The 20,674-nt window shown below is 75.0% G+C and carries 17 protein-coding genes and 1 pseudogene; 11 read left to right on the top strand and 7 right to left on the bottom strand.

Going from position 1 to position 20,674, the window contains the following annotated elements; all coding sequences use genetic code 11:
* Positions 1-124: 124 nt before the first annotated feature.
* Both efeB and efeU read right to left on the bottom strand, forming a co-directional pair.
* Positions 125-1,396 (bottom strand): iron uptake transporter deferrochelatase/peroxidase subunit, encoded by a 1,272-nt coding sequence (gene efeB / locus IE244_RS17480; protein ID WP_191874694.1) that lies wholly within the window; start codon positions 1,394-1,396, stop codon positions 125-127.
* 47 nt (positions 1,397-1,443) lie between these two features.
* A complete protein-coding gene (gene efeU / locus IE244_RS17475) occupies positions 1,444-3,474 on the bottom strand; it encodes an iron uptake transporter permease EfeU (protein ID WP_191874450.1) in 2,031 nt (676 codons plus the stop codon).
* Positions 3,475-3,684: 210 nt separating this feature from the next.
* Here efeU and IE244_RS17470 point away from each other — a divergent pair, with 210 nt between their 5' ends.
* Genes IE244_RS17470 through IE244_RS17450 form a run of 5 tightly spaced genes read left to right on the top strand, consistent with a single transcriptional unit; the run spans position 3,685 to position 7,831 of the window.
* Positions 3,685-4,350, top strand: a complete 666-nt coding sequence (locus IE244_RS17470; RefSeq protein WP_191874449.1) for a DedA family protein — start codon at positions 3,685-3,687, stop codon at positions 4,348-4,350.
* Entirely contained in the window at positions 4,347-4,958 is a 612-nt protein-coding gene (locus IE244_RS17465; RefSeq protein WP_191874448.1) for a phosphatase PAP2 family protein, read from the top strand. The genes IE244_RS17470 and IE244_RS17465 overlap by 4 nt, the downstream gene beginning before the upstream one ends.
* Complete coding sequence (locus IE244_RS17460; protein ID WP_191874447.1) at positions 4,955-5,710, top strand: phosphatase PAP2 family protein; 756 nt, start codon at positions 4,955-4,957, stop codon at positions 5,708-5,710. Before IE244_RS17465 ends, IE244_RS17460 begins: the two co-directional genes overlap by 4 nt.
* A complete protein-coding gene (locus IE244_RS17455) occupies positions 5,664-6,329 on the top strand; it encodes a response regulator transcription factor (RefSeq protein WP_191874446.1) in 666 nt (221 codons plus the stop codon). Before IE244_RS17460 ends, IE244_RS17455 begins: the two co-directional genes overlap by 47 nt.
* Positions 6,326-7,831, top strand: coding sequence for a sensor histidine kinase (locus tag IE244_RS17450; protein WP_191874445.1), 1,506 nt, complete (start codon positions 6,326-6,328; stop codon positions 7,829-7,831). Before IE244_RS17455 ends, IE244_RS17450 begins: the two co-directional genes overlap by 4 nt.
* A 320-nt stretch (positions 7,832-8,151) precedes the next feature.
* On the opposite strand, the gene IE244_RS17445 is transcribed toward IE244_RS17450, so the two are convergent.
* Positions 8,152-9,099, bottom strand: coding sequence for a lysylphosphatidylglycerol synthase domain-containing protein (locus IE244_RS17445; protein ID WP_191874444.1), 948 nt, complete (start codon positions 9,097-9,099; stop codon positions 8,152-8,154).
* Complete coding sequence (locus tag IE244_RS17440; protein ID WP_191874443.1) at positions 9,096-10,580, bottom strand: hypothetical protein; 1,485 nt, start codon at positions 10,578-10,580, stop codon at positions 9,096-9,098. Before IE244_RS17440 ends, IE244_RS17445 begins: the two co-directional genes overlap by 4 nt.
* Before the next feature lie 196 nt (positions 10,581-10,776).
* On the opposite strand from IE244_RS17440, the gene IE244_RS17435 reads away from it, so the two are divergent.
* Both IE244_RS17435 and IE244_RS17430 read left to right on the top strand, forming a co-directional pair.
* Positions 10,777-11,160, top strand: coding sequence for a BlaI/MecI/CopY family transcriptional regulator (locus IE244_RS17435; RefSeq protein ID WP_191874442.1), 384 nt, complete (start codon positions 10,777-10,779; stop codon positions 11,158-11,160).
* On the top strand, positions 11,157-12,047 hold the full coding sequence (locus tag IE244_RS17430) for a M56 family metallopeptidase (RefSeq protein WP_191874441.1): 891 nt from the start codon (positions 11,157-11,159) through the stop codon (positions 12,045-12,047). The genes IE244_RS17435 and IE244_RS17430 overlap by 4 nt, the downstream gene beginning before the upstream one ends.
* A 105-nt stretch (positions 12,048-12,152) precedes the next feature.
* Here IE244_RS17430 and IE244_RS17425 read toward each other — a convergent pair whose 3' ends face one another.
* Both IE244_RS17425 and IE244_RS17420 read right to left on the bottom strand, forming a co-directional pair.
* On the bottom strand, positions 12,153-14,525 hold the full coding sequence (locus IE244_RS17425) for a glycoside hydrolase family 65 protein (protein ID WP_191874440.1): 2,373 nt from the start codon (positions 14,523-14,525) through the stop codon (positions 12,153-12,155).
* A complete protein-coding gene (locus tag IE244_RS17420) occupies positions 14,522-15,262 on the bottom strand; it encodes an HAD family hydrolase (RefSeq protein ID WP_191874439.1) in 741 nt (246 codons plus the stop codon). Before IE244_RS17420 ends, IE244_RS17425 begins: the two co-directional genes overlap by 4 nt.
* 85 nt (positions 15,263-15,347) lie before the next feature.
* Between IE244_RS17420 and IE244_RS17415 the strand changes: the two genes are divergently transcribed.
* Positions 15,348-15,992: a nucleoside/nucleotide kinase family protein gene (locus IE244_RS17415; protein ID WP_191874438.1), complete on the top strand. Its 645-nt coding sequence runs from the start codon at positions 15,348-15,350 to the stop codon at positions 15,990-15,992.
* A gap of 128 nt (positions 15,993-16,120) precedes the next feature.
* Here IE244_RS17415 and IE244_RS17410 read toward each other — a convergent pair.
* A pseudogene (locus IE244_RS17410) lies at positions 16,121-16,578 on the bottom strand (hypothetical protein); the annotation flags it as partial.
* A gap of 248 nt (positions 16,579-16,826) precedes the next feature.
* On the opposite strand from IE244_RS17410, the gene IE244_RS17405 reads away from it, so the two are divergent.
* From IE244_RS17405 to IE244_RS17395, 3 genes are all read left to right on the top strand, one after another.
* Positions 16,827-18,788 carry a phospholipid carrier-dependent glycosyltransferase gene (locus IE244_RS17405; RefSeq protein ID WP_191874437.1) on the top strand — a complete coding sequence of 654 codons (1,962 nt, stop codon included), beginning with the start codon at positions 16,827-16,829 and terminating at the stop codon, positions 18,786-18,788.
* A gap of 77 nt (positions 18,789-18,865) precedes the next feature.
* A complete protein-coding gene (locus IE244_RS17400; RefSeq protein WP_191874436.1) occupies positions 18,866-19,783 on the top strand; it encodes a MurR/RpiR family transcriptional regulator in 918 nt (305 codons plus the stop codon).
* Positions 19,784-20,226: 443 nt separating this feature from the next.
* A complete protein-coding gene (locus IE244_RS17395) occupies positions 20,227-20,607 on the top strand; it encodes a hypothetical protein (protein ID WP_031170029.1) in 381 nt (126 codons plus the stop codon).
* Positions 20,608-20,674 lie beyond the last annotated feature (67 nt).

Raw genomic sequence — 20,674 nt, 5'->3', positions numbered from 1 at the left:
CGCAGCCTTGTGCCATCCTTCCGTACTTGCAACACATGTGCAGTAAAGGCGGCGGCAGGCCTTTCCCATGGGGAGGGAAAGGCCTGCCGCCGGAAGAGCGGGAGGCGGGGGACGCGGCGGCCGGTCAGGCGGAGAGCATGCCCCGGCCGAGCCAGTCCTTCGCGTCCCGGACGCCGGGCAGGGCGAAGAAGTAGCCGCCGCCCGTCGGGGAGATGTAGTCGACCAGGGGCTCGTCGATCAGCCGGGTCTGCACCGCCTCGAACTGGCGCTTGACGTCCTGGTTGTAGCAGCAGAACACCAGGCCCATGTCGAGGTTGCCGACGTTGTCCACGCCCCGGTCGTAGTTGTAGCCGCGGCGCAGGATGCGGGAGCCGTCCGTCTCCGCCTTGCGCGGGTTGGCGAGGCGGATGTGCGAGTCGAGCGGGATCGCGGTGCCGTGCGGGTCCTTGGCGTACTGGGGGATGTCGGTCTCCCTGGCCCCGTCGAGCGGGGCGCCGGTGTCCTTGCGGCGGCCGAACATCTTCTCCTGCTCGGTGAGCGAGACCCGGTCCCAGAACTCCACGAGCATCCGGATGATCCGGATGACCTGGTAGCTGCCGCCCTCGGTCCAGGCGGGTTCGCCCTGGCCGGCGCCGACCCAGATCAGCTTGTCCGTCTCCCGGGCGGAGGTGACGTCGGGGTTGGCGATGCCGTCCTTGAAGCCGAGCAGGTTGCGCTGGGCGCCGGCGGGGCGCGGGGCGTTCTGGAAGCCGTCGATGCGCCACTTGATCTGCAGGGCACCCCGGGTGTGCCGGGCGATGTCGCGCAGCGCGTGCAGCACGGTGTCCTGACTCTGGGCGCAGATCTGCAGGGACAGGTCGCCGTGGCACTCGGCGGCGTTCAGGTTGTCGTTGGGGAAGGTCCGCATGGGGGTGAGCCGGGCGGGCCGGGCCTTGGCGAGGCCGTAGCGGTCGTCGAAGAGGGACGCGCCGACGCCGACGGTGACGGTGAGGCCGTCGGAGGGGACCTCGGGGCCGAGGATGCCGCTGTCGGAGGGCGGCGCGCCGACGCCGAGGTCGGCGGGGGTGCCACCGGAGGTGAGGAAGCGGGCCCGCTCGGTGATGGTCCTCAGCAGGTCGGTCAGGCCCTTGCGGTCGTCGGCGATGACGTCGAGGGAGACGAAGGTCGCGGCGGCCGGTGCCGGGGTGATGATGCCGGCCTGGTGAGCGCCGTGGAAGGCGACCTTGGCTCCGCCGTCCGGACCGGGGGTCCCCGCCTCGGCCGTGCCGCCGCTCTCGCCGAGGGCGAAGCCGCCGCCGGCCAGGACCGCTCCGGCGGCGCCGGCGCCCAGGGCGGTCCGCACGAAGGAGCGGCGGGCGGGGCCGGCGGGGCAGGTCGGCGTGTCGGCGGTCGGCATCGGCGGGTTCCCTTCGAGGTGCTGGCGGTGCGGGTGCGCGGTGGTCATCAGGCGGACTTCCGGATCTCAAGGAGGTCCGGGACGGGGGCGAGGTCTTCCAGCAGCTGCCCGGTGGCGCCGTCGAGGCGCTGCTTGTCGGCGGCGGCGAGCCGGTCGACGGGGGTCCAGTCGGTGCCGTGGTGGGCGGCGTCCAGGAGCTTCTGCACTCGGGCGGCGTCGGCGTCGACCGTCGGGAGCAGCCGGGGTGCACGGGTGGTGAGCAGCGGCTTGAGGACGGTGAGCAGTTCGCGGGTGCCGGCGAGGTTGGCGTCGGCGGTGGCCAGGTTCGTGCCGCTGCCCTCGTCGGTGTCGCCGGTCAGCTCGAACTGGAGGGTGTTCTCCAGGATCTCGTGGGCGCGCAGCGGCAGGTCGCCGGGGTCGAAGTCCTGGGCCGGGAACGCCGTGCGCAGTCCGGCGGCGTCGGCGGCGAGCTGCCGGGCGGGGGCCCGCAGGTCGTCCGCGCCCTGGCCGTGCCACAGGCCGTACTCGATCCGCAGGAAGCCGGTGAAGTCCTTGTCCCGCTCGCCGTCCGGCAGTCCGTCGGCGCGGCCGTCGATCTTCTGGTCGTAGTCCTCGAAGGTGCCGTAGGCGGCGCCGAGGGAGGCGTAGGTGCGGTGGGCGGTGAGCCAGTCGGTGCGGGCCTTGTCCAGGTGACCGTGCTCGATGTCGTCGTCGAGGGTGCGGGTCTGGGTGACGAGGGTGTCCAGGCCCTGCTCGACGTACGTCTTGTACGCCTTCAGGGGTGCGGCGAGGTCCTGCTCGGAGACGGGGACGACCGGCTTGGCCGCGCCGCCGCCGCTCACGGTCACCGTCCTGGAGGTGACGGCCCGGCCGCCGGTGGGGACGCAGCGCCAGGCGTAGGTGCCGCCCGCGACGGTGGCGACGAGGTCGCGGGTGGTGCCTGGGGCCAGGCCCTCGATCTCGCCGTAGACCGCGCTGGTCGACGGGTCGATGAGATACACCTCGGAGGTCTTGCCGCCGGTGTTGCGCATCTGGAAGGTCTGCCGGCCCGGCTTGGGCGCGCGGAAGCCCTTGCCGCACTCGGTCTCGGAGACGGCGACGGTCTGGTCGCCGGCGGGCTTGGGCCGGGAGAGGGCGACGACGAGCCCGGCGAGCACGGCCGGTACGGCGACCACGACGGCCGGCACCACCCAGACCGGCCGGCGCCGCTCGGGCCGGGCGGCCTTCGGCTCACCCGCGGGGCGCTCCTCCGCCGGCTTCGGGGGCGTGGTCCGTACACCGCGCACGAACAGGGTCATCACGACGGCCAGGTAGGCGGCGTAGGCCACCACCTGGAGCCAGGTCATGGTCGGGGTGAGGTTGAAGACGCCCTGGACCAGGGTGCTGTACCAGGAGCCGGCGTCCACACCGCCGGCGAGGTCCACCGCGTAGGCGGACCGGCCGGGCAGGACGCCACCCTCCTGCAGATCGCGCAGGCCGTAGCCGAGGACGCCGGCGGCGATGACGATCAGGACGGCGCCGGTGCAGGTGAAGAACCGCGTCAGGTTGATCTTCAGGACGCGCCGGTACAGGCCCCAGCACAGGCCGGCCGCGAGGACCAGGCCGATGCCGGCGCCGGTGAGCGGGCCGGCCGACTCGCCGGCCGCCTGCGCGGTGGTCCACAGGAACAGGGCCGTCTCCAGGCCCTCACGGCCGACCGCGAGGAACGAGGTGAGGATCAGCACCCCGGAGCCCATGGCGAGGGCGCCGGTCACCTTCTCCTTCAGCTCGCCGGAGAGGCTGCGGGCCGAGCGGCGCATCCAGAACACCATGGCGGTGACGAACGCGACGGCGATCACGCTGAGGGTGCCGCCGAACGCCTCCTGGGCGGTCTGCGGCATGGAAGCGGCGGTGAAGGTGAGCACCGCGCCGAAGCTCATCGCCACGGCGACGGCGGCCAGCACCCCGGTCCAGACCTGGGGCAGGCGGGAGCGCGCCCCGGCCCGCACCAGGGTGGCGACCAGGATGGAGACGATCAGTCCGGCTTCGAGTCCCTCCCTGAGTCCGATCAGGAAACTCGGAAACGCGTCGTCCCACATGCCCTGCAGCCCTCCCAGGTTAGTGAAGGCATGCCTTACCTTCGCGGACCATCATGACTACGGGCATGTAGTCGGTCGGTCATAAAGCGGCAATGGCCGGGCAAAGTCCCGGAACGTTGGACACCCTCCGTTCGTCTACAGGTCGGTAGACCGTCTACAAATATGTAGTCGGATCTTGTCGGAGCAAGTCGAAGGAAAGGGCGTACGGCGATGGCCACTCCCCCACACCTGGCGTCGCAGCTCGCGGTCAACGTGCTCGACGCACACTCCCTGCTCGCCGCCTTCGGCGTGCTCGGCGTCGGCGTGGTGCTCTTCGCGGAGACGGGCCTGCTGATCGGGTTCTTCCTGCCCGGGGACTCCCTGCTGTTCACGGCGGGGCTGCTGTGCACGGGCGCGTCCGATGGCTCGGTGCACCTCTCGCTCGGGCCGCTGCTCGTCACGGCGGCCGTCGGCGCCCTGGCCGGCTCGCAGTGCGGGTTCCTGCTGGGCCGGAAGGCGGGCGGCGCGCTGCTGGCCCGCAGCCGGTCGGCGAAGCTGCGCGAGGGCGCGCGGCGCGCGGAGGAACTGCTGGAGCGGTACGGCCACGCGAAGGCCATCGTGCTGGCGCGGTTCGTGCCGGTGGTGCGCACGGTGCTGAACCCGATGGCGGGCGCCCTCGGCGTCCCGGCGCGGACCTTCACCCTCTGGCAGGTGGCGGGCGGGCTCGTGTGGAGCCTCGGCCTGACCCTCGCCGGATACGCGCTGGGCTCCTCGATCCCGAACGTCGACCGGTACCTGCTGCCGGTGATCGCGCTGATCGTCGTCGTGTCCCTGCTCCCGCTGGTCGCCGAGGTACTGCGCTCCCGCAGGGCGGCCAAGGAGGAGGCCCGCGGATGACGTACGCCCTGTCGGGCTCGTCGGTGGACGGGCCGCTCTACACCGGCGTGGTGGACCTCGCCCACCGGTCCCCCGCCTGGCTGGACGACCTGATAGCCGGCTGGTCGGCGTACGGGCTGGCGGTGTTCGCGCTGCTGATGGTCGTGGGCTGGTGGCGGGCCCGCCGGGACGGGGCGAACGCGGCGCTGACGGCGTTCGCCGTGCCGGTGGCGGTGGTGGTCGCCTTCGGGGTGAACAGCGCCGTGAAGCCGCTGGTGGCCGAGGACCGGCCGTGCCGCCGGCTGGTCCTGCGCACACTGGAGGCGTGTCCCGCGCGCGGTGACTGGTCGTTCCCGAGCAACCACACCGCGGTCGCCTTCGCCGCCGCGGTCGCCCTGTTCTCCGTCTCCCGGCGCCTCGGCGCGGTGGCCTCGGTGTGCGCCCTCGCCATGGCGGCCTCCCGGGTGTGGGTCGGGGTGCACTATCCGCACGACGTCGTCGCGGGGGCGGCGCTCGGCGGGCTGGTGGCTCACCTCACGATGCTCGCCCTGCGGCGCCGGCCGAAGGGGCTCGCGGACCGGCTGTCGGGCACCTGGCTGCGTCCGCTGCTGGTGTCGGGACCGGCATGAGGCCCGGCAGGCTCGCGGACGCGGGGGGCACGGCGGCGCTGGGCGCCTGGATGGCGTTCGCGGCGTTGACCGCGCTGGTGGTGAGCCGTCGGGGCGGCCCGCTGTATCCCGACCAGGCCCTGCTGTCCTGGTCCGTGGGACACCGGCCGCCGGTGGCGGTGACGGTGGCCCGCGCGCTGACCGCCACGGGGACCGGGGTCGTGCCGTACGTCCTGGTGGCCCTGGCCGGGCTGATCGCGGGACGCACCGTGCGGCAGCGGCTGGTGGCCGTGGCGCTCGGCGCCCTCTGCCTCGCCGCGGGCCAGGCGGTGCGGTACGGCGTGCTGGACCTGGTCGCAAGGGCCCGGCCGCCGCGCTGGGAGTGGCGGACCCACGCCTCCGGCTGGTCGTTCCCCTCCGGCCACACCACCACCAGCGCCCTGACGGCCGGCCTGCTGATCCTCGCCCTGTGCCTGCGCGCCCCGCGCGGCCGGACCGTGCTGTGCGCGCTGGCCGCCTGCTGGGGAGCGGGCGTCGGGCTGACCCGGGTCTACCTCGGCGTGCACTGGTTCACCGACGTGGTCGGCGGCTGGCTGTTCGCCGTCGGCTGGCTCGGGGTGCTCGTCTGCGCCGCGGCCCGGTGGCTGCCCGGCCCACACGTCCCGCGTGCCCCCGAACCGGGCACGTCCCATCCCAGCGACACGGCCGACGGGCCGGTGGAGAGAGATGCGCCCCAGGATCCTCATCGTCGAGGACGATCACGCCCTGCGTGACGTGCTGCGCCGTGGGCTGCACGACGAGGACTTCGACACGGTCTGCGCCGGCGACGGCGCCACCGCCCTGCGCCTGGCGGCACCGGACGTGTCCGCCGTCGTGCTGGACGTCGGACTGCCCGACGCCGACGGCCGCGACGTCTGCCAGGCGATGCGCGCCAACGGCTTCCTCGCCCCGGTCCTCTTCCTGACCGCACGGCAGGGGCTCACCGACCGCCTGTCGGGCTTCTCGGCGGGCGGCGACGACTACCTGCCCAAGCCCTTCCACCTCGCCGAGCTGGCCGCGCGGCTGCGCGCCGCCCTGCGCCGGACCGCTCCCCCGCCCGCCTCCGCCCCCGCGGGCGGACTGCTCCTGGACGCCGTCCGGCACAGCGCCACCGTGCACGGCAGGCGCGTCGACCTCACCCCGACGGAGTTCCGGCTGCTGGCGGCGCTCACCGCGGCCGGCGGGGAGCTGGTGCGGCGCCGCGATCTGCTGCGCGCGGGCTGGCCGGAGGGGGCGCAGGTCAGCGACAACACGCTGGACCAGTACCTGACCCGGCTGCGCCGCAAGCTGCGCACGGCGGGAAGCGAACGGACGATCGCCACGGCACGCGGGATCGGCCACCGCCTCACATGACCCCCACCGGCCGCACCCGCCCCCTGCTCGCCCGCATCCGGCCACTTCGCCCCCGCTCCCGACCGCTGCCCGCGAACGGACGGCCGCCGCTGCCCCGCGACGCCGGCCCGTCGGGCAGCCGTACGCCCTCGTCCCTGGGCCGTGTCGGCGCCCGTGCCTCCGCCCGTCTCGCGCCCCGCACGCTGCGCGGCCGGCTCTCCCTGGCCGCGCTGACCACGGCCGCGCTGCTGATGGTGATCCTCACCGTGGTGTTCAACACGGTGGTCCGCCACCGTCTCCAGCGGGAGGCGGACGACGAGCTGCGCACCCGCGCCGCGGCCGTCGCCACGACGGTCGACACCCGGCACGGCCGGGTGCGGGTGCTGGAGACCTCCGGTGACCGGCTGCTGGACACCAACGCGTGGATCTACGCGGGCGGCCGGCTGCTGGAGCAGCCTCCGTCCGGGGCCGGCGCGCTCACCCGCGCCGCCGGCGCCCTGGCCGCCCGCGGCCGGCGGGGCTGTGCCGTGGTGCACGGCCCCGACACGGTACGGCTGTGCGCGGAGCCGGTGCCCGGTGCCGGCGCTCGGGCCACCGTGGTCACGGCCCTGGACCTCGCGCCGTACCGCAACTCGGCCGAGACGCTGTTGCTGGGCTCGTTCGCGCTGGACGCGGTGATGCTCGCCTGCACCTATGCGCTGACCCGGCTGGCGGTGGGGCGGGCGCTGCGCCCGGTGCGCGCGATGACGGAGCAGGCGACGCAGTGGAGTGCCGTGGGCTCCCAGGAGCGGTTCACGGGCCGGGGGCGGCCTGCCGAACTGGCCGCGCTCGGCGCCTCGTTGGACGCCCTGCTGGACCGGATCCGGGCGGTGCTGCGGCACGAGCAGCAGCTGACCGGCGAGCTGTCGCACGAGCTGCGCACCCCGCTCAGCCGGATCGTCGCCGAGCTGGACTGGTGGCGCTCCCGGCCTCGCTCCGCCGCCGAGACCCGGGCCTCCCACGAAGTGCTGGCCGGGGCCGCGCAGTCGATGCGCACCGTGTGCGACACCCTGCTCACCGAAGCCCGCGAGGGGGTGCCGACGGCACCCGGCACCGCCGATGTGCCGGCGGTGCTGCACCGGCTGTCCGCGGCCGTGGCCGCCCCGGACGCGGTGCGGATCACCGTCGGGGGCGCTGCCGGAGCGCTGACGGCCGGGGTGCGGCCCGCGCTGCTCGAACGGATCGTCAGCCCGCTGCTGGCCAACGCGGTGCGCTATGCCCGTACGACGGTCACGCTCACGGCGAGCCCGGTGGACGGCGGCGTACGGGTGGAGGTGACGGACGACGGTCCGGGGGTGCCCGGCGACTTCACGGAGGTGCTCTTCCAGCCCGGCAAGCGGGCCGACCCCGGCGACGGGCACGGCGGCGCCGGCCTGGGGCTTCCCCTGGCCCGCCGCCTGGCCCGGTCGGCCGGCGGCGAGGTGTTCCACGACCCCCGGCACGGGCCCGGGGCGCGGTTCGTGGTCACGCTGCCCGCTGGATGACCGCCGTCAGCGCGTCGGCTGGTCCGGCCGCTCCTCGGTGACGTCCTCGCGGGTCACGATCAGGAAGACGACCATCCCGAGGATGACCGCGAGGTGCCGACGCCGCCAAGGGGACCTGAACGCATCCTGAGCGCCCGGGCACGGGACGGGGTCAGGGCAGGGCGTGCGGTCCGTCCGGGCGGGTGTGCGTCCCCGGCGTGAAGAACGCCTCGCTCGGCAGCCCCGCGGTGTCGTTGCCCGGCATGGCTCTCCCCCTCGTGTGGCAGCACGTGACATCCGAGTCCTACCTGCGGCGGGCGCGCCGGAAACTCCGCGTCCACTCACAGCGCCTTGCGCCGCACCAGCACCGCGAGGACGAGCAGTCCCGGAAGCAGCGGCAGCCACACGGTCAGCAGCCGGTAACCGAGCACGGCCGAGGCGGCGGCCGCCCCGGGGGCACCGGCGACGGTCAGGGCGAGGGCGAGCGCCGCGTCCAGGGAGCCGAGGCCGCCCGGGGTCGGCAGCAGCGCGGCGGCGCTGCTCGCGGCGAGGTACAGCAGGGCCACCTGCAGCGGCGGCAACGGCAGTGCGACCGCCCGGCCGACGGCGGCGAGGACCAGGCAGTGCAGCGCGGCGAAGGCCAGCGAGCCGCCCCACAGGGCCGCGGCTCGCACGGGGCGCAGGTGCAGGGCGCGGATGTCGGCCAGGACGCCGGACAGGGCTCGTCGGCAGGGGCCCCACCAGGGGCTCGCCGGCAAGGCCGCGAGCAGGAGGAGGCCGCCGAAGGCGACGGCGAGGGCCGTGGGGCTGAGAGACGGCAGGCGCAGCAGGCCCGGGCAGCCGGGGGCGAGCACGGCGATCAGCGCCAGCCGCGCGGTGGCACCGGCGGTGGCCTTGACGGCGACGGCGCTGGCCGCGCGGCCCGCCGGCAGTCCGCAGCGCATCAGGAACCGCAGGTTCACCGCCCCCGCACCGAGCCCCGCGGGCAGCAGGTGCCCCGCGGCGGAGGCCGCGAACTGGGCGGCGACCAGCCGCGGCCCGGGCAGCGGTGGCACGACCGCGCCCTGCTGGGCGAGCGCCGAGGCGGCCCAGGTGCACACGGCCACCGCCGCGCCGGCCAGGAGCCAGCCCGGGTCGGCGCCGGCCAGCCGCCAGGCCCCGTGCTCGACCGCGGGCCAGTGCCGGCGGCCCAGGTACAGCCCGCCGAGCAGGACGGCGAGCAGGACGCCGGCGTGCCAGCAGGCGCGGCGCCGGCCGAGGGAGACGGTGAGCTGCGCCGGTGCCGTCATCGGCCGCTCCCCGGCACGTGGTGGTACAGCCGCCCGCCGTCGAAGGACTCGGCCGGCCAGTCGCGGGCGTATCCGGGCGGCCGGGACCCGGCGGGGACCAGGACGGCGACGGGGATCCGCCGGGCGGTGCCGGCGATGGCCTGCTCGGTGCTGTTGGCGTTGTGTCCGCTCGTCGCGGCGGAGGCGCAGCCGGTGGAGAACGCGATCGGGATGGCCTCGTTCCCGGTGAGCAGGCAGGGCGGGCGGACGCCGAGCCGGTGGAGGGCGGCGGCCGTGCGGGACCAGCTGGCGTGTTGCGCGGTGGTGGCGTCCACCGTGTGGGTCAGGACGGCCAGTTGCACCCCCAGGTGGGCGGCGAGCCCCAGGCCCAGCAGCGTGACGGCGGCCGGCCGCCTGCGCCTGCGCGGTGCGGTGACCAGGTGCACCAGTGCGTCGGCGGCCGGGAGGGCGAGCAGGGCGTAGGCGGGCAGCAGGAAACGCGGGGCCGCGTAGTCGATCAGGAACAGGTAGGGGAAGGCGGTGGTCGCCGCACAGGCGAACGGCAGCAGCGTGGGCACCGTACGCCGGGCGCGGGCGGCGACGGTGAGCCCGAGCACGGCGAGCAGCGGCAGGACGAACCACCACACCAGGACCACCGGCGGGGGCAGCTCGCCGGTGCAGGGGCGGCACAGGGTCCGGCCGCCGAGGCTGCGCAGCTGGTCGACCACGGCGAAGTGCCGGCCGAGGCCGCCCTGGATCGCCGAGCCGTCGGCCAGGCGGCGCACCGGGCCGCCGTAGCGGACGTAGGCCTCGGCGACCCACTCGGCGGCGCCGGCCGCGAGTCCGGCGAGCAGCACCGCGAGCGGCCGCCAGTGGCGCCGGGCGACGGCGAGGACGAGCAGCGGCAGCACCGCCCAGACCGCGTCCATGGGCCGCATCCAGGCCATGAGCGCGGCACTGGCCGCCAGTCCCCGGTACGGGGAGCGCCCGGGGCCGGTGAGGGAGCGCAGGAAGCAGCCGGCGGCGGCCAGGGCGCCCACGGCGACCCAGTAGTTGGGCATGGCCTGCGGGCCGTAGAAGAGGGTCACCCACAGGGACGCGAACAGGGCGCCGGCGAGGCCGAGGACACGGGCCGGGAACAGGCCGCGCCAGGCACGCAGGGCCAGGAACAGGGCGAGGCCGGACAGGACCGCGAGGTAGATCCGCAGCAGCGCCGTGGAGGACGACCAGGAGGCGACGGGCGCGACGAGCAGGGAGACGCCCCGGGCTCGGGGCGCGCTGAAGAAGGCGGCGGGGGCGTGTGCGCTGACCTGGCTGACGTAGACCGTCTCGTCCCAGCCCAGGCCCATGCCGGGCCGGACGAGGAGCAGCTGGGCCAGGGTGAAGGCGGCTGCCACGGCCGCGAGCGTGGTCGTGCACCGGGTCCGCCGGGCCCCGTCCGGCGTGCGGTGCGGACGCTCGCGCCGCAGCCCGGCGAGTGTGGCGTGCGGGCTCCCGGCCATCGTCACCCCTCTGCCCCTCGGCGTGCGGATCACGGTCACCCTACAGCCTGTAGGGGCGCCGCGGGGTGGCGCACACGGCGACATGAGGACCTCGTCGATCCACGGGAAAACACCGACAAACTAACCCGATTCCGTGCCCTGTGCCGGGTGGACGGGGCCAGCCGGCCGCCGGCACTACGCGCTGTAAGGTTGGAGCATGGCTGGCACAGGGTCCCGCGGCAGGGCGGAGCGGCGCAGCGCCGGTGCGCTGGAGAGCGAAGTGCTGGCCGCTCTCTGGGCGACCGAGCGGCCGCTGACCCCGGCGGAGATCCAGGCCGGGATCGACGGCGCCCTCGCCTACAACACCGTGCACACGATCCTCAAACGCCTCTACGACAAGGGGCTGGTGCTGCGGGACGCCGACGGGCGGCGCGGCGCGTACCGGCCGGCGAAGAACGCGGCCGAGCTGACCGCCGAGGCGATGCACGAGGCCCTGGACCGGGGCCCGGACCCGATCGCCGCGCTCCAGCAGTTCGTGACCGGTCTGCGTCCCGAGGAGGAGCGGGCGCTGCGCGAGCTGCTCGCCGGAGGCGGCGCATGAGGTTCGACGTGTACAGCCCGCTGGTGCTGTCGCTGCTGCTGTCGGCGGCCGGGCCGGTGATCGCCCGGCGGGTCGCTCCGGCCCTCGCCGCGCGTGTGCTGACCTCGGCGGCGGTGCTGACCGCCGTGGCCACCGCCTGGTCGCTGGTCCTGCTGGCCGCCGCGCTCCTCGGGGACGTGCCCCCGGTGATCCGCGAGGCCCGCGAGGACGGGCATCCGGTCGCCGATCCGGTGCCCGGGGTGATCGGGTTCGCCGCGTGCCTGGCCCTGGTGGTGATCGCCCTGCGGGTGCGGCGGGCCGTGCGCGCGGAGTTCCGTACCCGGCGGGCCCTGCGCCGGCTGTGCGCGGGGCATCCGGCGGACACCGAGCTGATCGTCGCCGCCTCCGCGACGCCGCGGGCTTTCGCGATCCCGGGCCGGCCGGGCCGGATCCTGGTCACCTCGGCCATGCTGAGCGCCCTGCGGCCCGCCGAGCGGCGGGTGCTCCTCGCGCACGAGCGGGCCCATCTCGCCCACCGGCACGGCCCGTTGGTCACGGCGGCGACGCTCGCGGCGGCGGCCGATCCGCTGCTCGGCCCGGTGCGTACGGCCGTCGGCTTCCTCGTGGAGCGGTGGGCCGACGAGCAGGCGGCGGCCGCGGTCGGCGACCGGCGGACCACCGCCCGGGCGCTGGCCCGGGCCGCGCTCACCGCGGGCGGGGCCGGGCCGTGCGCGCTGCACTTCACCGACCGGGCGGTCACCCGGCGCGTCGCGGCCCTGCAGACGAGCCCGCCCCCGCGCCTGTGGCCGGTCGCGCTCGCCGTCCTCCTGCTGGGCACGCTGGCGGCGCTGCTCGCCGCCGACGCGACGAGCGACCTGGTGCGACAGCTGTCGGGCGTGCTCAGCTGAGAGCGCCCACGAGAAGCGCGTGGTGGTGCCGACATGCGGGCGGGACCGGGAGCCCGGTGGTGCGCGGACGCCTGCCGGCATGTCGCGGCCCGCACAGGGGAGCGCCTAGCCCCCGTTCGGGGCGCGATGCGGCGGCTGCTCCGGAGCCGGTCGCCGGCGGGCCGGCGGCACGGTCCGCACGGCCGGCTCGTCGGCGGACACCGTGACCGGCTCACCATGGTGGCGCAGGGTCAGCGGCGGCCCGTCCAGCAGCGCGTACGTCGCCTTGTCCGCGCCGATGTCCACGCGCAGCCGCCGGCCGCGGAACTCGACGTTGAAGGCGAGCCGGCTCAGCCGCTCGGGCAGGCGCGGCGCGAACCGCAGGCGCTCGCCGTCGCGGCGCATCCCGCCGAAGCCCGCCACCAGCGCCATCCAGGTACCGGCCAGCGAGGCGATGTGCAGCCCGTCGCGGGTGTTGTGCTCCAGGTCCTGCAGATCCATCAGGGCCGCCTCGGTGGTGTAGGCGTAGGCGAGGTCGAGATGGCCCGTCTGGGCGGCGATGACGGCCTGGCAGCAGGCCGACAGGGAGGAGTCCCGGACGGTGAGCGGCTCGTAGTAGGCGAAGTTGCGGGCGACCTGGTCCGCGCCGTCGGCACCCGCCTCGCCGTGCCCCTTCTCGAAGAAGTCGCCGCAGGTGTACATGGCCAGCACCAGGTCGGCCTGCTTGACGACCTGCTTGCGGTAGAGGTCGAAGTAGGGGAAGTGCAGCAGCAGCGGGTACTGGTCGGCGCGGGTGCCGGCGAAGTCCCAGCGCTGGTAGCGGGTGAACCCGGCGTGCTGCTCGTGCACGCGCAGTTCGTCGTTGTACGGGAAGTGCATCGCCTCGGCGGCGTCCCGCCAGGACGCGGTCTCCTCCTCGTCCACGCCGAGCCGGGCCGCCTCGCGCGGGTGGCGTTCGGCGGCGTCGGCCGCGGCGAGCAGGTTCTGCCGGGCCATGAGGTTGGTGTAGGTGTTGTCGTCGGCGACCGCGCTGTACTCGTCGGGGCCGGTGACGCCGTCGATGTGGAAGGCGCCGTGTCCGTCGTGGTGGCCCAGCGAGCGCCACAGCCGGGCCGTCTCCACCAGCAGCTCCACGCCTACCTCGCGCTCGAACACGGTGTCGCCGGTGGACTCGACGTACCGGATCACCGCGTCGGCCACGCCGGCGTTCACATGGAAGGCGGCGGTGCCGGCGGGCCAGTACGCCGAGCCCTCCGGTCCGGCGATGGTCCGCCAGGGGAAGGCCGCCCCGCCGAGCCCGAGCTGGGCGGCGCGCTGGCGGGCCTCGTCCAGGGTGTTGTACCGCCAGCGCAGGGCCTCGGCGACGGCCGCCGGAGCGGTGTGGGTGAGGACGGGCAGTACGAACATCTCGGTGTCCCAGAAGGCGTGCCCGTCGTAGCCGGAACCGGTCAGGCCCTTCGCCGGGATGGCGCGCTGCTCGGCGCGGCTGCCGGCCTGCAGGACGTGGAACAGGGCGAAGCGGACCGCCTGCTGGACCTCCTCGTCACCCTCCACCTCCACGTCGGCGCGGGCCCAGAAGTCGTCCAGGCAGGCTTGCTGGTCCGCCAGCAGGCCCCGCCAGCCGTCGTGTGCGGCGGCGGCGAGCGCGGCGTCCACCTGGTCGGCCATCGCGGGCAGCGAGCGGGTGCCGGACCAGCCGTGGGCTACCAGCTTCTCCACCCGCAGCGTCTGCCCGGGCTCCAGTACGGAGGTGACCGTCAGCCGGGCCACGTCGGCGCCGCTCTCGCTGCGGGTGGTGGTGCGCTCCGGGCCGCTGACGACGTGGTCGGCGGCCACGGCCACCCTCAGGCCGCTGCGCCGGGTGCGGTGCACCAGCCGTAGGCGGCTGCCGGAGGCGAAGTGGTCCTCCGGCTCCAGCGGCGACTGCAGTGCCATGGCCGCGCGCGGGTCGCCGTTCGGCTCCGGCAGGGTCTCGCCCGCGACCAGTTCGGACTGGATCACCACCCGGCTGCGGTCGTCGACGGCCTCCACCTCGTAGGCGATCGCGGCCACCGCGCGCTGGGTCAGCGACACCAGCCGGGTCGAGCGCACCCGGATGGTGGAGCCCGCCGGGGAGGTCCACTCGCAGGTCCGCTCCAGCACCCCGCGGCGCAGGTCCAGGACCCGCTCGTGGGCGACGAGCCGACCGTAGCGCAGGTCGAACGGCTCGTCGTCCACGAGCAGCCGGACGATCTTGCCGTTGGTGACGTTGATGACCGTCTGGCCCGACTCCGGGTAGCCGTAGCCGGCCTCCGCGTACGGCAGCGGATGCACCTCGTGCACGCCGTTGAGGTAGCTGCCGGGCAGGCCGTGCGGTTCGCCCTCGTCCAGGTTGCCGCGCCAGCCGACATGGCCGTTGGACAGCGCGAACACCGACTCGCTCTGGGCGAGGACGTCGAGGTCGAGGGCGGTCTCGCGGACGGCCCACGGCTCGACGGCGTACGACCGGTCGGTGATCACTGCTTGCCTCCCAGCTCGGCGAGATCCTGCACCACGACGCTCGCGCCGTGGGCGTACAGGGCATCGGTCTGCCCCACCCGGTCCACCCCGACGACATACCCGAAGCCGCCCGCGCGGCCGGCGTCCATGCCGGCCAGCGCGTCCTCGAAGACGGCGGCCCGCGGCGGCTGGACGCCGAGGTCACGGGCGGCGGCGAGGAAGGTGTCGGGGTGCGGCTTGCCCGGCAGCCGGCGTTCCGCGGCGACCACGCCGTCGATCCGTACGTCGAAGAAGTGCTCGGCGCCGACGGAGCGCAGCACGTCCTGGCAGTTGGCGCTGGAGGAGACGATCGCCGTACGCAGCCCCTCGGCGCGGACCGCCTCCAGATAGCGCAGGGTGCCCTCGTAGGCCTCGACGCCGCCGGTGCGGATCTTCTCCAGCAGCAGGGCGTTCTTGCGGTTGCCGAGGCCGTGCACGGTGCGGGCGTCCGGTGGGTCGTCGGGACCGCCCTCGGGCAGCCGGATGCCACGCGAGTCGAGGAAGGCGCGGACGCCGTCGGCTCGGGGACGGCCGTCGACGTACTCGTCGTAGTCGGCGACCGGATCGAAGGGCCTGCCCCGCTCCCCCGCGTAGTTCCGCAGGAACGCGTCGAACGTCTCCTTCCAGGCGGCCGCGTGCACGACGGCCGTCCTGGTGACGACACCGTCGAGGTCGAACAGACAGGCCTGGATTCCGTCGGGAAGACCGAGCTGAGTCATACCCAGCACTGTTCCCCGTGGGGCGCCGTCCAGTGAGTGGCGCACGCCACACATCGCGCGAACTCCTGGTGACACACTGTGCTGTGTGCCGCTGACCTTCGACGACCTCCTCGACCGCGCCCGCGCACTCCCCCGGGACGGCCGACGCGCCGTGCTCGGCATCGCGGGCAGCCCCGGGGCCGGCAAGACGACCCTCGCCGAACATCTGGTGCGCGCCCTGAACGCCGGCGGGCCGCCCTGGGCGGCGCACGTCCCGATGGACGGCTTCCACCTCGCCGACGCCGAACTGGACCGGCTCGGCCGCCGGGACCGCAAGGGGGCACCGGACACGTTCGACGCGGCGGGGTACGCCGCGCTGTTGCGGCGGTTGCGCGAGGACCCCGACGAGGTGGTGTACGCGCCCGGGTTCGAGCGGGTGCTGGAGCAGCCGATCGCGGGCGCGATCCCGGTGCCGCCGGCGGCCCGGCTGGTGGTGACCGAGGGCAACTACCTGCTGCTGGCGGAGGGTTCGTGGGCGCGGGTGCGGACCTGTCTGGACGAGGCGTGGTTCTGCGAGTCGGACGAGGACGAGCGGATCCGCCGGCTGGTCGCCCGGCACGAGGAGTTCGGCAAGGACCACGCGGCGGCCGTGGCCTGGGTGCGGGGCACGGACCAGCGCAACGCCGACCTGGTCGCGGCGACCAGGGGCCGGGCGGACCTGGTGGTGTCCGCCACCTGGGCGCCCCTCTAGGCGCGCGGGGCGGTGACGGCACCCGGCTCCGCCGCGCGGGCGCGACCCGCCGCGACGGACCCGCGGACGGCACCGCGCGGCACCTCCTGTCGCGGCGCCCGGCGGCCTCTGCCGTGCAGCCGCGGTCGGGCCTCGCCTCCCGGCTCTCCCACCACCGCGACGAACGCCTCGGTGCGCAGCGTCAGGCCCTGCCGGTCGTGAGCGAAGGCGGGCGTGAAGGCGCCGCCGGGTCCGAAGCGCACGGCGAACAGGTGCGGCCCCTCCGGTGCGCCCGGGGCCGGGTCGGCCTCCAGGGCGGTGGAGGAGACCAGGTGGCCCCAGCCCTCGTCGGGGTCGCCGTAGCCGCGCGGGTCGGCGGCGAGCGCGAACGCGGCCTGTTCCTGGGTGAGTTCGGCGCCGGAGTCGAAGTGGTCGGGCCCGCGGCCCGCGGGGTGGGTGAGGCGCGGACCGCCTGCCGAGGTGACCTCGCCCTCGGCGGTACGGCGCACCCGGTCGCCGTCGTCGGCCGCGTACGGCAGCCCGGACAGCAGGGAGGGCGCCCCGGCGAGCCGCTCCACGGCGACCGTCACCACAGGCGGGTGCCGTCGCCGAGCGGCCGCCGGCGGAGGGCGGCGTCCTGCCGGTGCCGGACGTTCCCCGGCTGCGCGGGCGGTTCAGCCGGATCGCGGTGAACTCCCACCGGCTGCGGGCCGTACCCGTGTACACGGCAGAAGGTCTGCCGGTACGACTCGTGAAGCGGTGACGCCGCCGGTGGCGGGAGCGGTGCGACAGTAGGGCCATGATCCGGCCCGCGCACGTTCCCGCCGCCCCTCGGCCGGTGCCACCGCGGGGCGGATGATGGCGCGCGCACAGTACCCGGTCCTCACCCGGACGACCCCCGCCGAGGGGCCGCCACGGCCGGCCCCCGGCCGCCGGTACGTCCGGCTGCGCCGCCACCGGCGGTGGCTGGTGCCCCTGCTGGCCGCGCTGCTGCTCGCGCAGATGGCCGCGGCGATGGTCACCACGGCCGTCGAGCAGACCCCGACCATCGACGAGCCGGTGTACGTGGCGACGGCCACGGACTATCTGCACGAGCACCGGATCCGCTACAACCCCGAGCACCCGCCGCTCGGCAAACTGCTGATCGCGGCCGGTGTGGCGGTGGCCCGCCCGCACTACGACCCGTCGTACACCGGCACCCAGGGGGACGTGGGCCGGCATCTGCTGTACGCGTCGGGCAACGACCCCTGGCGTGTGATGCTGTGGGCGCGGCTGCCGGTGATCGCGCTGACGCTGCTGTTCGGGCTGGTCGCGTTCGCGTTCGCCCGTGATCTCGCGGGCACGGCGGGCGGTCTGGTGGCGCTCGCGCTGTACGCCTTCTCGCCCGACCTGATCGCGCACGGTTCGCTGGCGACGCTGGACGTGCCGATGGCCGGGTTCGTGCTGACGTCGGCCTGGCTGGTGTGGCGGGCCCGGCGCCGGCCCCTGCGGTATCTGCCCCTCGCCGGCGCCTGTCTCGGCGCGGCCGTGGCCACCAAGATGAGCGCCCTGCCCGCGGTACCGGCACTGATGGGCCTCGCCGCCCTGTCCGTGCTCGCCGCGGGCCGGGGCCCGAAGGGCGCGGCGAGGGGTGGGCCCGCCGCGAGCACGGGCGCGAGACGACCGGCCTCCCCGGCGGACGCCGGCACGGGTCCGGGGCGAGAGGTCCGGCCGGGCACACGGGACGCGCCCATCGCCCTCGCGGGCCCGGCCGCCGCGCGCCGCCGCACCCCCATCCCCTTCCTCGCGGGGGCGCGCGGCGCTCGCCCGCACGGTGTCCTGCGCCTGCTCGCCGGGCCGGTCGGCGGAAGGCGGCAGAAAGCGTTGTCCGCTCTCGTCGGCGGCCGGTGCCGGAAACCGCTGTCGGCGATCGCCGGGGCGGGCGTCGTGGCGCTGGTGGCCGTCGGTGTCGTCTGGGCCGTGTACCTGGCCGTCGATCCGCGTCTGCGGTTCACCCCCGCCGAGCCGGTGCCGGCCCTGCACGGGCTGCGCGGGCGCCTGGTGGACCTGCTGCCGGTGCCGGACGCGTACCGGGCCGGAATGCGGGTGCAGTTCGCGCTGGAGGACCAGCCGTGGCAGGGCTTTCTGTTCGGGCACCTGTACACCGGCGCGCTCTGGTACTACCTGCCGGCCGCCCTGCTGGTGAAGACACCCCTCGGGCTGCTGGGGCTGGGCGCGGCCGGTGCCGTGACGGTCGTGGCGCTGCGGCGGTTGCGGCCCGCCGCGCCCCACCTGCTGCTGCCGCCCGGGGTGCTGCTCGCGGCGGCCATGACGGGGTCACGGGACTTCGGGACGAGGTACGCGCTGTTCGTGCCGATGTTCCTCGCGGTGGCGGCGGCCTGTGTGCCACGGCCCGCCCGGCGGTGGACGGCGGCGGCCGCGGCCGCGCTGGTGCTGTTCACGGCCGTGAGCTCGGCGCGGACGTTCCCGTACTACCTGCCGTACTCCAACGAGGCGTTCGGCGGCCCGGCGCACACCCATCGGCTGCTGCACGACTCCAACGTGGACTGGGGCCAGGACCTGGGCCGGCTCGCCGACCGGCTCCGGCAGCGGTATCCGGGCGAGCGGGTGTGGCTGGTGTACAAGGGCAGCGGTGTGCCGTCGTACTACGGCATCCACGCCGCCGATCCGCGTACGGTGCCGCCGGTGCGGGTGCACGGGCTGCTGGTGGTGTCTGACTCCGCGCTCGCCAAGGCGCACGGACGGCTCGCCGAGCTGGTCGCCAGCAGCCGGCCGGCCGGTGCGGTGGGCCGTTCGATCAGCCTCTTCCGGCGCTGAAACCTCCTGCTCAGCCCCTGTTCAGCACGGTCTGTGAGCTATGTTGAGTGCTTGTGGCAGACAAAGGAGACGGACCGGTGCCCTCGCCGCAGCAGGCCCGCGCACAGGCGTCAGCGATCACCTCGGGCAAGGCCGGGCCCGAGACCGAGGCCGCACCGACCTCCCGGCTCAGGGAACTCTTCGACGGCCCGCGCCTGTCGCCGGGACAGCGGCGCATCGCCCAGTACCTGATCGAGCACATCACCGAGGCCGCGTTCCTGTCCATCACCGAACTGGCCGACCGGGTCGGGGTCAGTCAGCCCTCCGTCACCCGCTTCGCCGCCGCCGTCGGCTTCAGCGGCTATCCCGCGCTGCGCGAGAGGCTCCAGTCGATCGCGCTGAGCACCCTGGCCGGCGGCCCGGGCGAGGAGAACCGGGCCAACGAACTGCAGGCGGCCGTCGACGCCGAGATCGAGAACCTGGAGAACCTGCGGCGCGACTTCGCCGACCCCGACCGGGTGATCCAGGTCGGCCGGGCGCTGTCCCGGTCCACTCCGCTGACCGTGCTGGGCCTGCGCATCTCGGAGTCGCTGGCCGAGTACTTCGGCTACGCCGCCCGCCGGATCCACCCCGACGTCCGCCTGGTCACCCGGGGCGGCAGCGTGGCCTACGACGCGCTGCTGCAGTGCCGCGAGGCCGGCGGCACCTGGGTGCTCGCCTTCGCCATGCCCCGGCACTCCGGGGAGACGCTGCAGGCGGTCCGGGTGGCGCGCGGGGCCGGGCTGAAGGTCGCCCTGGTGACGGACCTGGCGCTGGGGCCGCTGGCCGACGAGGCCGACGTCACCTTCGCCACCGGTACCGGCTCACGGCTGGTGTTCGACTCCTACGCCGCGCCGGGCGTGCTGGCCGCCGCGCTGCTGCAGGCCATGACCGACGCCGATCCGGAGCGCACCCAGGCCCGTCTGGAGAAGTACGAGCAGCTGTCCGAGCAGCACCAGTTCTTCATGAAGGACTGATTCCGGCAGGTTGGCGCGTCCGCATGCCGCGCTCGTGAAAATCCTGCGGTCTTCCGTGCCCTGGACAGGGATCATCCACGACAAATCACGCATGAATGTTTTCATACGTCTTGCAAAGCAGTCGGCATATATAAATACTGCTCACGGATCGCGCCCGGCCCGCTCCGGGGACGGTCCGCACCCGCGGACTCACCGCTCGCACACCGCCCCGAGAAAGCCGACGGACCGCCCATGCGTACGCACGTCCCCACGCAGCGCGGGATCCCGACGCCCGGGGCCCCCGCACGGACACCCCCAGCCGCCGTCCCCTACCCACGTCGGCGCCGGGGGTGCGCCGGGGCGCTTCGTCTGCACGACGCGCCCGTGGCGGCCCCGGTCATCCCCTAGACCGGGGCCGCCCCGCACCCGTCGGACCACCCTCACGACGCCGCCCACCGGAAGCGATGATCATGACTCTGACCAGCATCCGTATCAGCTCAGACTGGCCCTGCCAGGTCAAGACGCCGGGCTCGTACGACTGGGAGCGCTCGGCGGCCAAGTGGCTGCGCGAGCTGATCCCCGCGCGCTACGCCAGCTATCCGGCGCTCATCCGCCACCCCGTCCTGCTCGCCCGGCACGCGCAGCTGCAGGTCCAGCAGGAGATCCGGGTGGCCCGCACCGCGCTGCAGACCGCACGGGCCGAGCTGCCGATGCTCGGACTGCCCGAGTCGGTCATCGAGCACACGATCAAGCTGTACGCCGCCGAGGTCCTGCAGCTCCAGCACATCGCGCGCAGCGTCCGCGCGGTCAGCGAGGCCCTGGCCGCACGGGGCGCGGGCCGCTGATCCGCCGGCCCGGCCGGCGATCCCGCCGGTCAACGGCTCGGCGCAGCACTCCCCGCGCGCGAACGGT

Origin of the sequence: Streptomyces filipinensis (assembly GCF_014649495.1) — a bacterium.
Lineage (GTDB): Bacteria > Actinomycetota > Actinomycetes > Streptomycetales > Streptomycetaceae > Streptomyces > Streptomyces filipinensis.
The sequence above is the reverse complement of the archived record's forward strand: the minus strand, read 5'-3'. Positions and strand labels throughout refer to the sequence as shown.

Excerpts from the sequence above, each read along its gene's own strand:
- efeB (WP_191874694.1), bottom strand. The coding sequence starts at position 1,396 with ATGCCGACCGCCGACACGCCGACCTGCCCCGCCGGCCCCGCCCGCCGC.
- efeU (WP_191874450.1), bottom strand. The coding sequence starts at position 3,474 with ATGTGGGACGACGCGTTTCCGAGTTTCCTGATCGGACTCAGGGAGGGA.
- IE244_RS17470 (WP_191874449.1), top strand. The coding sequence starts at position 3,685 with ATGGCCACTCCCCCACACCTGGCGTCGCAGCTCGCGGTCAACGTGCTC.
- IE244_RS17465 (WP_191874448.1), top strand. The coding sequence starts at position 4,347 with ATGACGTACGCCCTGTCGGGCTCGTCGGTGGACGGGCCGCTCTACACC.
- IE244_RS17460 (WP_191874447.1), top strand. The coding sequence starts at position 4,955 with ATGAGGCCCGGCAGGCTCGCGGACGCGGGGGGCACGGCGGCGCTGGGC.
- IE244_RS17455 (WP_191874446.1), top strand. The coding sequence starts at position 5,664 with ATGCGCCCCAGGATCCTCATCGTCGAGGACGATCACGCCCTGCGTGAC.
- IE244_RS17450 (WP_191874445.1), top strand. The coding sequence starts at position 6,326 with ATGACCCCCACCGGCCGCACCCGCCCCCTGCTCGCCCGCATCCGGCCA.
- IE244_RS17445 (WP_191874444.1), bottom strand. The coding sequence starts at position 9,099 with ATGACGGCACCGGCGCAGCTCACCGTCTCCCTCGGCCGGCGCCGCGCC.
- IE244_RS17440 (WP_191874443.1), bottom strand. The coding sequence starts at position 10,580 with ATGGCCGGGAGCCCGCACGCCACACTCGCCGGGCTGCGGCGCGAGCGT.
- IE244_RS17435 (WP_191874442.1), top strand. The coding sequence starts at position 10,777 with ATGGCTGGCACAGGGTCCCGCGGCAGGGCGGAGCGGCGCAGCGCCGGT.
- IE244_RS17430 (WP_191874441.1), top strand. The coding sequence starts at position 11,157 with ATGAGGTTCGACGTGTACAGCCCGCTGGTGCTGTCGCTGCTGCTGTCG.
- IE244_RS17420 (WP_191874439.1), bottom strand. The coding sequence starts at position 15,262 with ATGACTCAGCTCGGTCTTCCCGACGGAATCCAGGCCTGTCTGTTCGAC.
- IE244_RS17405 (WP_191874437.1), top strand. The coding sequence starts at position 16,827 with ATGATGGCGCGCGCACAGTACCCGGTCCTCACCCGGACGACCCCCGCC.
- IE244_RS17395 (WP_031170029.1), top strand. The coding sequence starts at position 20,227 with ATGATCATGACTCTGACCAGCATCCGTATCAGCTCAGACTGGCCCTGC.